This window comes from Cryobacterium levicorallinum, assembly GCF_004402405.1.
Lineage (GTDB): Bacteria > Actinomycetota > Actinomycetes > Actinomycetales > Microbacteriaceae > Cryobacterium > Cryobacterium levicorallinum.
In genome coordinates this window covers 64869-75503 of sequence record NZ_SOFE01000015.1, presented here as the reverse complement: position 1 = coordinate 75503, position 10635 = coordinate 64869, and the positions used below count along the sequence as shown (strand labels likewise).

Annotated in this window: 5 protein-coding genes; all 5 read right to left on the bottom strand. The window is 63.4% G+C overall.

The window, feature by feature from the left end:
• Positions 1-422: 422 nt before the first annotated feature.
• Positions 423-1331, bottom strand: coding sequence for an FtsK/SpoIIIE domain-containing protein (locus E3O11_RS18185; protein ID WP_241994688.1), 909 nt, complete (start codon positions 1329-1331; stop codon positions 423-425).
• 7 nt (positions 1332-1338) lie between these two features.
• A complete protein-coding gene (locus E3O11_RS18180) occupies positions 1339-1953 on the bottom strand; it encodes an FtsK/SpoIIIE domain-containing protein (RefSeq protein WP_241994687.1) in 615 nt (204 codons plus the stop codon).
• Between the two features lie 42 nt (positions 1954-1995).
• Positions 1996-2883: an FHA domain-containing protein gene (locus E3O11_RS18175; protein ID WP_241994686.1), complete on the bottom strand. Its 888-nt coding sequence runs from the start codon at positions 2881-2883 to the stop codon at positions 1996-1998.
• 188 nt (positions 2884-3071) lie between these two features.
• Complete coding sequence (locus E3O11_RS09470; protein WP_092451978.1) at positions 3072-6995, bottom strand: DNA-directed RNA polymerase subunit beta'; 3924 nt, start codon at positions 6993-6995, stop codon at positions 3072-3074.
• Positions 6996-7037: 42 nt separating this feature from the next.
• Positions 7038-10529 carry a DNA-directed RNA polymerase subunit beta gene (rpoB, locus tag E3O11_RS09465; protein ID WP_092451980.1) on the bottom strand — a complete coding sequence of 1164 codons (3492 nt, stop codon included), beginning with the start codon at positions 10527-10529 and terminating at the stop codon, positions 7038-7040.
• Positions 10530-10635 lie beyond the last annotated feature (106 nt).

The window sequence follows — 10635 nt, the reverse complement described above, 5'->3', positions numbered from 1 at the left end:
CGCTCGGTTACCGCCGGCCGAATGAAGTCCACTACGGTTATCAACAGCCAGCATTGGCAGCGTAGAAGAATCCACTAATTCCGCTGTCCGAAATACCCGCGGCAGGCCACACCGCCGACCCCGACGGCACCGTCCACTGGACCAGCCCCGCCGGCAAACACTACGCCACCGACCCCGCCACCCGCATCAACCCACCGCGACAACAAGCACCACCGCCAGCCCCGCCCGCCCCGCCCGCACCGCGGCCGTCAGCCGAACCGATCAGCGATCCGTGGAGTGGCGACTGGAACACCAGCTGGAACACCGACGGCACCAACCCGAAACCGTTCTAGCAGCCAGTCCCCGGAGGAGGAGTGGCGCGGGATGATTGTCAATACTGATGGTCAATACAGCAGCCAAAGACCCCGGGAAGGCAATTGCCGCTATTCCACGAGCGGAAGCTGCACCCGCAGAACCTTGCCGCCGGCCACCATCATGCCGCGGCCGGGCGGAAATTCGGCCCGGTCCAGTCGCGGCAGCGGAGTTTTGAGCAGAATGTCGCCCTCGATGGTGTCGGGCTGCAGCAGCAGGCCGCGCCTGGAGTTCTTCATCTCGGCGAACAGTGGCCAGGACGAGTTCCACGACGCGGTTTCACCATCGGCGACCAGAAAATGGTTACTGCGCATGACGTGTTTGATGAGCTCTACCAGAGCGGCATCGGCCGGGGCCTGCAGAAAGTCCGCGAGGTTTTCGACGACGAGCGCCATGCGCGGGCTGGCCAGGTCGGCGGCAAAAGTCACGTGGATGCCCAGCTGACGACCATCCGCGAGGATGCTGCGGAACACGTCGTACCAGTTCGACCGGCCGCTCGCGACCTCCCAGTCTTCCCGAAAGGCCGCGAACCCGTCGATGAGCAGCAGGATGCGCAGCTCGTTGGGGCGGTTCGCCAGCGCGCGGTACTCGGCGATCGTTGACGCGGTGGCCTCGGCAAAGCGGTTGCCGCGCGCTTCAAGTTCGGCCTTGAGCAGCCGGAACAGGCGAATGATGCGTTCAATGTCGTCGCCGCCGCCGATGCTGCCCACGTGCGGCAGCGGTTCGAGCATGCGGGGGCTGCCGGCGGCGAAGTCGAGGCCATAAACCGCGACGGGCCCGCCGGCGCTCGTGCGGCCGGCCGCGATCGCCAGGGTGCGCAGGGCGACGCTCTTGCCGGATCCGCCGGTGCCGTAGATGCCAATGTGTCCGTCGACATCGGGCAGAAAACAGACCGGGCGCTTTTTTGCTCGGTGGGCGCGTCGGCCGGGCCCAGCGCGAGGGCAGCATCCGTTTGGGTCACGATGGGCGCCAGGGTGCACAGAAACGTCAATTCGTCGAGCGAGGGCCGCCGCGGCGCGGGAATCTGCGCCGCACCAGCCGCTCCGACGAGGGCGGCGACGAGCTTCTCCTGGTCGGTCGGGCCGAGCTCGCGCTCCTGCCCGGCGAGCGGGCCACTCGGCGGTTCCCACGCCGTTTCCACGCCGTTTCCACGCCGAAGAAAATAGCCACCCGGTCCGGGCTGTATTCGGCTGCCATGCCGAGCACCCAGGCTTGCAGAAATTCGCTCTTGCCGGCGCCGGTGGTGCCTCCGACCAGGGCGTGCGGGCCGTGGGTGCGCAGGTCGAGGTGCATGGACTGCACTCCGGTGGAACCGACAATGGCGCGCAGGGTTCCGGCCCGTTTGGCGCGCGGCACCGCGCCGGGGGTGCGATCGTGCATGGAGGCGTTTTGCCGCCACCGGTCGATCGCGGCGTCGTGCGCCGCAATAAGGTCGTGGCCGATTAGCGTGACCATCGATACGGAGCGGGGCAGGTCGCTCGAATCGGCGATGAGTACACCGGCGTCGATGACCGGAGCGAGGCGGCGTGCGAAGTGCAGGGCGGTGAGCTGAACGAGCAGCGAATTAACGGTGTCGGCGCAAGCGGCGGCACTGCCGGCCACACCGAGGGCGCCCGGATCAAACAGGTTGTCGATGAGCGGAACCTAATCAACCGTGGCGTGTTCGGTGATGACGGCTTCGAGACTCTCCTGAAATTCGGGCAGCAGTGCGCCGCGCAGGGACGCGTCGATCGTGTTGCGCGAGCGCATCGTGGGTCGAGGGCGACTCTCCGAGCAGAACCGGTGCCACCATGGCCAGCCAGGGGAACGGCTGGTCGTCTTTCTCGGTCGGCACACCTCGGGCGCCGCGAAATCCTGACCGGCGTAACGTCCTTCCACCCTCGTTGACCGGTTGAAGCACACCGGACCGTCGCGGTGTTGGTCGCCGATCGCGGCCACGGTCTGCACGACCGCTATGCGCAGCTGGGTGTCGCCGATCTGCGCCGTCTCACTCTGTTCGATGTGCAAGCGGGTGACCAGTCCGCCGTCGATGACGACACCGTTGGCCGAACCGAGGTCCACCAGGTCGATGCCCGCGGCGACTTCGAGACGTACATGGCGTTTCGACACCAGCTTGTCGCTAAGCACCACGTCGCACTCGGCGTCGCGCCCGATGATGGTCGTACCGCGGCCGAGGGCAATATGCGCTCCGGCGTCGGGGCCGGTCAGCACACGGATCACGGCGAGGGTCGCGGCGGCACCGTGCTCGTGGGAGAGAAAAAACGTGTCGGAGTCCGCCAGGGCAACTCTCGCACCAGAGGAGCCGACCCAATCCTCGCCTATCAGAGCGTCCGGCGGCAGGAGTAACCAATCGGTGCCGCCGGGAGCGACCGTGCGCAGCGTGAGCGGCCGGTCGGCGCCACCGGGCGTGAACGCCGAGCGCGGATCGACCCGGGCGATTGTACCGGCCACATCGGAAGTGCCGGCGGCGGCGGCCGCTGTGACGACGATGTCGTCATTCTGTCCGTTGGACCGAGCCAACGTGACTTTCAACCGCACGTGCTCGCCCCCAGAAACAAGTTCGGGCGCATCGGTGACAAACTCGGCCCTCGAGCGTACCCCGCGAGGCGACGCGGGCGCCTCCACGGCACCCAGCACCCTGCCCGGGTATCTGAACGACGGATGGCCCCTGCCGAAGCAGGGGCCATCCATTGAGAGCTGCCGATCAGTTATTCGAGCTACTAGTTGTACGTACCAGGAGTGAGGTCATCCGACGAGAAGCTGTCGAAGTCGACGAAGCTCAGGTCACCCTCGTTGAACGTGGCATCTTCGGTGAAGATGCGGTTCGGGTAACGCTCAGCCTTGGCTTCTTCCGTTGCCTCGACGGTGACGTCGCGGTAACGAGGAAGGCCGGTGCCGGCGGGGATCAACTTACCGATGATGACGTTCTCCTTGAGGCCCATCAGCGGGTCGCTCTTGCCTTCCATGGCCGCCTGGGTCAGAACCCGGGTGGTCTCCTGGAAGGAAGCGGCACTCAGCCAGGACTCGGTCGCGAGGGAAGCCTTGGTAATACCCATGACCTCCTGGCGAGCGGATGCCGTCTTCTTGCCCTCGGTGAGCGCGGTGCGGTTGAGGTCGTTGTACTTCAACCGGTCAACGAGCTCGCCCGGGAGCAGTCCGGTGTCGCCGTGTTCGACGACGGTCACCTTGCGAAGCATCTGACGAACGATGACCTCGATGTGCTTGTCGTGAATCGGTACACCCTGCGAACGGTAGACCTCCTGCACACCGGAGACGAGGTGCTTCTGCACCGCGCGAACACCCTTGACGCGAAGAACTTCCTTCGGGTCGACGGCACCGATGATGATCTGCTGCCCCAGCTCAACGTGCTGGCCATCCTCAACGAGGAGGGTTGAACGCTTGAGCACCGGGTAGGCGATTGCTTCGTCGCCACTGTCGGGGGTCAGGATGACCTTGCGGCCCTTGTCCGAGTCCTCAATCGTGATGCGTCCGGCGGAGTCGACGATGGGCGACGCACCCTTGGGGGTACGCGCTTCGAACAGCTCCTGAACACGCGGCAGACCCTGGGTGATGTCGTCAGCGGATGCCGACCCACCCGTGTGGAAGGTACGCATGGTCAGCTGGGTGCCGGGCTCACCGATGGACTGTGCGGCGATGATACCGACGGCCTCACCGATGTCGACGAGCTGGCCCGTGGCGAGCGACCGGCCGTAGCAGACAGCACAGACACCGACGGCAGACTCACAGGTCAGCACGGAACGCACCTTGATGGTTTCGACACCACCGGCGATGAGCTTCGCGATGAGCACGTCTCCGACGTCGTCTCCGGCGTCGGCAATGACCTCACCGGCAGCGTTGACCGCGGCTGCGGCCAGGCTGCGAGCGTAGACCGCGTTCTCGACGTTGAAGTCGACCAGGAGGCCGCCGTCGTCGCCCCGCAGGAGCGCACCGGTCGTGGCATCGGTTCCGGCGATCGGCAGGTCAAGGCCCTTTGTCGTTCCACAGTTGTCTTCACGGATGATGACGTCCTGAGAGACGTCCACCAGACGACGGGTGAGGTACCCCGAGTCGGCGGTACGCAGAGCCGTGTCGGCCAGACCCTTACGAGCACCGTGAGTAGCAATAAAGTACTCGGCGACGGACAGGCCCTCGCGGTAGCTCGAGATGATCGGGCGAGGGATGATCTCACCCTTCGGGTTGTTCACGAGGCCTCGCATGCCGGCGATGTTACGCACCTGCAGCCAGTTACCACGAGCACCAGACGTCACCATGCGGTTGATGGTGTTGTCGGCCGGGAAGTTCGCCTGCATCGCTGCGGCGACATCTTCCGTGGCACGAGTCCAGATCTGGATGAGCTCCTGGCGACGCTCGAGGTCGGTCGTCAGACCCTTGTCGAACTGGCCCTGAACCTTGGCAGCCTGCTTCTCGTAGCCAGCGACGATCTCCTTCTTGTTCGGAGGCGTCAGAATGTCGCTGAGCGCTACGGTCACACCGCTTCGGGTTGCCCAGTAGAAACCGGCATCCTTGATCCGGTCGAGGGTTGCAGCAACCTCAACCTTGACGTACCGCTCCGCGAGGTCGTTGACAATGGTCGACATGGTGACCTTGTTGGCAACGTCTTCGAAGTACGGGTAGTCGGCCGGAAGCGCCTCGTTGAAGATGGCGCGACCGAGGCTCGTCGTGACGAGAACGGTGCCGACAGCCTGACCGTTGACGAGCTCGACGCCTTCGGGCTGGGTGCCCTCGGTGAAGTACTTGTCGGTCAAGCGGATGCGCACCTTGGCGTTCAGGTCGAGCGTCTTCTGGTCGAACGCGAGAATCGCCTCTGACACGGTGGAGAACGCGCGGCCTTCTCCGACCACACCTTCCTTCATCGTGGTGAGGTGGTGCAGACCGATGATCATGTCCTGGGTGGGCAGGGTCACCGGGCGGCCGTCGGACGGCTTGAGGATGTTGTTCGAGGCGAGCATCAGGATGCGAGCCTCGGCCTGGGCCTCAACCGACAGCGGCAGGTGCACGGCCATCTGGTCACCGTCGAAGTCGGCGTTGAACGCCGCGCAAACGAGCGGGTGCAGCTGGATTGCCTTACCTTCAACGAGCTGAGGCTCGAAGGCCTGGATGCCGAGGCGGTGCAGGGTGGGTGCACGGTTGAGCATAACGGGGCGCTCGCGGATGATCTCCTCGAGCACGTCCCAGACCTGCGGACGCGAACGCTCGACCATGCGCTTGGCAGCCTTGATGTTCTGAGCGTGGCTCAGGTCAATCAGGCGCTTGATCACGAACGGCTTGAACAGCTCGAGTGCCATCTGCTTGGGCAGACCACACTGGTGCAGCTTGAGCTGCGGGCCGACCACGATGACCGAACGGCCGGAGTAGTCCACGCGCTTGCCGAGCAGGTTCTGGCGGAAACGACCCTGCTTTCCCTTGAGCATGTCGCTCAGGGACTTCAGGGCACGGTTACCGGTTCCGGTGACCGGGCGACCACGGCGACCGTTGTCGAACAGTGCGTCGACGGCCTCCTGCAGCATCCGCTTCTCGTTGTTGACAATGATCTCGGGAGCACCGAGGTCAAGCAGACGACGCAGGCGGTTGTTGCGGTTGATCACACGACGGTAGAGGTCGTTGAGGTCGCTAGTCGCGAAGCGGCCACCGTCGAGCTGCACCATCGGGCGGAGTTCCGGCGGGAGCACCGGAACGACGTCGAGCACCATTCCGGCCGGCGAGTTGCCGGTCATGATGAACGCGTTGACCACGCGCAGACGCTTAATGGCGCGGATCTTCTTCTGACCCTTGCCCTCAGCGATCTGCAGGTGCAGGTTTTCGCTCTCGGTGACCAGGTCGAAGGCCTCAAGGCGCTTCTTGATGGCTTCGGCGCCCATGTAGGCCTCGAAGTACATGCCGAAACGGTCCTGGAGCTCGTGGAAGACGGAGTCTTCCGGCTTCAGGTCGCCGACCTTGAGGGTGCGGAAGTCTTCCCAGACGCGCTCGAGATGAGCAACCTGCTCGTCCAGAGACTTGCGAATCTGGCCCATTTCCTTTTCAGCGGCGTCTTTGGTGCGCTTCTTCTGGTCGCTCTTGGCGCCTTCGGCCTCCAGTGCTGCGAGGTCGGTTTCAAGGCGCTGCAGGCGATCGGCGATGCGCGAGTCGCGGCTGGACTCAATGGTCTTCAGTTCGAGACGCAGCTCGTTCTCCAGGCCGGGCATGTCCTGGTGGCGACCGTCTTCGTCCACCGTGATGACCATGTAGGCGGCGAAGTAGATGACCTTTTCGAGGTCCTTCGGAGCCATGTCCAGCAGGTAACCGAGACGCGAGGGCACACCCTTGAAGTACCAGATGTGCGTGACCGGGGCAGCGAGTTCGATGTGGCCCATGCGCTCACGGCGCACCGACGACTTCGTGACCTCTACACCGCAACGCTCGCAGACGATGCCTTTGAAGCGAACACGCTTGTACTTGCCACACGAGCATTCCCAGTCCCGTGAGGGTCCGAAGATCTGCTCGCCGAACAGGCCGTCTTTTTCCGGCTTGAGCGTGCGGTAGTTGATAGTTTCGGGCTTCTTGACCTCACCGTGCGACCAACGACGGATGTCGTCTGCGGTAGCCAGGCCAATACGAAGCTCGTCAAATGTTGTTACGTCGAGCAATTTCTCTCCTTGGAAAGTTTTCGAAGTTTCTTTGGACCGGGCTTAGATGTCGTCGATGGACGACGACTCAAACCGGGTGGAAATGTTGATGCCGAGTTCTTCCGCAGCACGGAACACCTCGTCATCCGTGTCGCGCAGGCTGACTGCGGTGCCATCGGCCGAAAGTACTTCGACGTTCAAGCAGAGCGACTGCATTTCCTTGATAAGAACCTTGAAGCTCTCGGGAATGCCGGGTTCCTGGATGTTCTCACCCTTGACGATGGCCTCGTACACCTTGACGCGGCCGAGGATATCGTCGCTCTTGATGGTCAGGAGTTCCTGCAGGGCGTAAGCGGCTCCATATGCTTCGAGCGCCCACACCTCCATCTCACCGAAACGCTGTCCACCGAACTGCGCCTTACCACCCAGCGGCTGCTGCGTGATCATGGAGTACGGGCCGGTCGAGCGAGCGTGGATCTTGTCGTCGACGAGGTGGTGGAGCTTCAGGATGTACATGTATCCAACGGACACCGGCATCGGGAACGGTTCGCCGGAGCGGCCGTCGAAGAGCTGGGTCTTGCCCGAGGAACCGATGAGGCGTTCGCCGTCGCGGGTTAGGGTCGTGGAGTCCAGAAGACCCTCGATCTCGATCTCGAGCGCACCGTCGAATACCGGGGTGGCGACCTTCGTGCCGGGTGCGGCGCTGAAGGCGTGCTCCGGAAGACGAGCAGCCCACTTCGGCTTGCCCTCGACGTTCCAGCCCTGCTTCGCAATCCAGCCGAGGTGGGTTTCGAGCACCTGGCCGAAGTTCATGCGACCGGGGATACCGAGCGGGTTAAGGATGATGTCAACCGGGGTTCCGTCGGCGAGGAACGGCATGTCCTCGATCGGCAAAATGCGGGAGATAACACCCTTGTTGCCGTGACGGCCGGCGAGCTTGTCACCCTCGGTGATCTTGCGCTTCTGGGCGATGAACACGACCACGCGCTGGTTGACGCCGCTGCCAAGCTCGTCGTCGCCGTCCTGCGAGTCGAACACCTTGACACCGATGATGGTGCCGCGCTCACCGTGGGGAACCTTCAAGCTCGTGTCGCGAACTTCGCGGCTCTTCTCGTTGAAGATGGCGCGCAGCAGGCGCTCCTCGGCAGACAGCTCGGTCTCGCCCTTGGGCGTGACCTTGCCGACGAGGATATCGCCGGGGCGAACCTCGGCTCCGATGCGAATGATGCCACGCTCGTCGAGGTCGGCGAGGAAGTCCGGCGACACGTTGGGAAGGTCGCGAGTGATCTCTTCCTTACCCAGCTTGGTGTCGCGGGCATCCACTTCGTACTCTTCGATGTGAATCGAGGAGAGGGTGTCGTCCTTGACCAGGTTCTGGCTCAGGATGATCGCGTCCTCGAAGTTGTAGCCTTCCCACGGCATGAATGCCACGAGCAGGTTCTTTCCGAGGGCGAGTTCTCCCTGGTCGGTGGCGGGTCCGTCGGCGATAACCTCGCCGGCTTCGATCCGCTCACCGGCGTTGACGATCACGCGGTGGTTGAAGCTCGTGCCCTGGTTGGAGCGGCTGAACTTGCGCAGGTAGTAGTCCTGCGTGCCGCCCTCATCGAGCTGGATGGTGACGACATCAGCCGACACCTCGGAGACCACACCGGGCTTCAGCGCGGTGAGCACGTCACCGGCGTCGATGGCCGTGTAGACCTCCATGCCGGTTCCGACGAGCGGGCTGTCGCTGAGCAGCAGCGGCACAGCCTGACGCTGCATGTTGGCACCCATGAGTGCGCGGTTTGCATCGTCGTGCTCGAGGAACGGGATGAGGCTGGTCGCGACCGACACCATCTGGCGCGGCGAGACATCCATGTAGCCGATGTCTTCAGCGGGAACGAGGTCGACCTCGCCACCCTTCTTACGGGCGAGCACGCGGGCCTCGGCGAAGTGCGAGTCCTTGGTGAGCGGCGCGTTGGCCTGGGCGACGATGAAGTCGTCCTCTTCGCTCGCGGTGAGGTAGTCGATCGTCTCGGTGACCTTGTTGTTCAGCACCCGACGGTACGGCGTCTCAATGAAACCGAACGCATTGATCTGCGCGAACGAGGCGAGCGAACCGATCAGGCCGATGTTCGGGCCCTCAGGGGTCTCAATGGGGCACATGCGGCCGTAGTGCGAGGGGTGAACGTCTCGAACCTCGACGCCAGCGCGGTCACGGGACAGACCACCCGGGCCCAGCGCGGACAGGCGACGCTTGTGCGTCAGTCCGGCGAGCGGGTTGTTCTGGTCCATGAACTGCGACAACTGCGACGTACCGAAGAACTCCTTGATCGCGGCGACGACAGGGCGCACGTTGATCAGCGTCTGCGGGGTGATCGCTTCGATGTCCTGCGTGGTCATGCGCTCGCGAACAACGCGCTCCATGCGGGACAGGCCGGTGCGCACCTGGTTCTGGATGAGCTCGCCGACGGCACGGATACGACGGTTACCGAAGTGGTCGATGTCGTCGATGTCGATGTTGATGTCGGTCATCTTGCCGTCGCGCAGACCCGGAAGGGTGGTCTGGTTGTCGTGCAGGGCGACGAGGTACTTGATGGTGGCCAGGATGTCCGCCAGCGTCAGTACGGAGTCACTCAGCGGAGCTTCGAGGCCGAGCTTGCGGTTGATCTTGTAACGACCAACCTTGGCCAGGTCGTAGCGCTTGGAGTTGAAGAAGAAGTTGTCGAGGAGCGCACGCGCAGCCTCGGCGGCAACCTGCTCGCCGGGGCGCAGCTTGCGATAGATGTCCTTGAGGGCTTCTTCCTTGGTGAGGATGTTGTCCTTCTCGAGGGTGAGCTCGATGGACGCGTAGCCCTTGAACTCTTCGAGGATCTGCTCGCTGGTGAGGCCGAGGGCCTTCAGGAACACGGTCACGGACTGCTTGCGCTTGCGGTCGATGCGCACGCCAACCTGGTCGCGCTTGTCGATCTCGAATTCAAGCCAGGCACCACGGCTCGGGATGACACGGGCGGAGTAGATGTCCTTGTCAGACGTTTTCTCCTGCTCGCGGTTAAAATACACGCCCGGGGAGCGCACCAGCTGCGACACGACGACACGCTCGGTGCCGTTGATCACGAAGGTGCCCTTGGGGGTCATCAACGGGAAGTCACCCATGAACACGGTCTGAGTCTTGATCTCACCGGTGAGGTGGTTCATGAACTCAGCGTTCACGTAGAGGGGTGCGGAGTAGGTCTTACCCTTTTCCTTGCACTCGTCAATGGTGTACTTCTCCGGCTCGAGCTCCGGGTTGGTGAAGGACAGCTGCATCGTTTCGCCGAGGTCCTCGATGGGAGAGATCTCCTCGAAGATCTCATCGAGCCCGGTGCGATTCGGCAGGTCCTGGCGTCCGGCAGCCTGGGCTTCGGCGACGCGAGCCTTCCAGATGTCGTTGCCGACGAGCCAGTCGAAGCTCTCGGTCTGCAAAGCAAGCAGATCCGGAACGTTCAAGTGGTCGCTGATCTTTGCGAACGACAGACGCTCGTGCGAGCGGCCGTTCTTGGGTGAGTTGGTGGTTGCGTTGCGCGCAGCAGCCAAGGAAATAACCTCCGTGGACCCCGTCAGGTCTAGTTACTGTTATTGGTGATGACTCCGCAGACCCTCATAAGAGGTGTGCCTCAAGGTGGCTTGAACACGCAAAGCC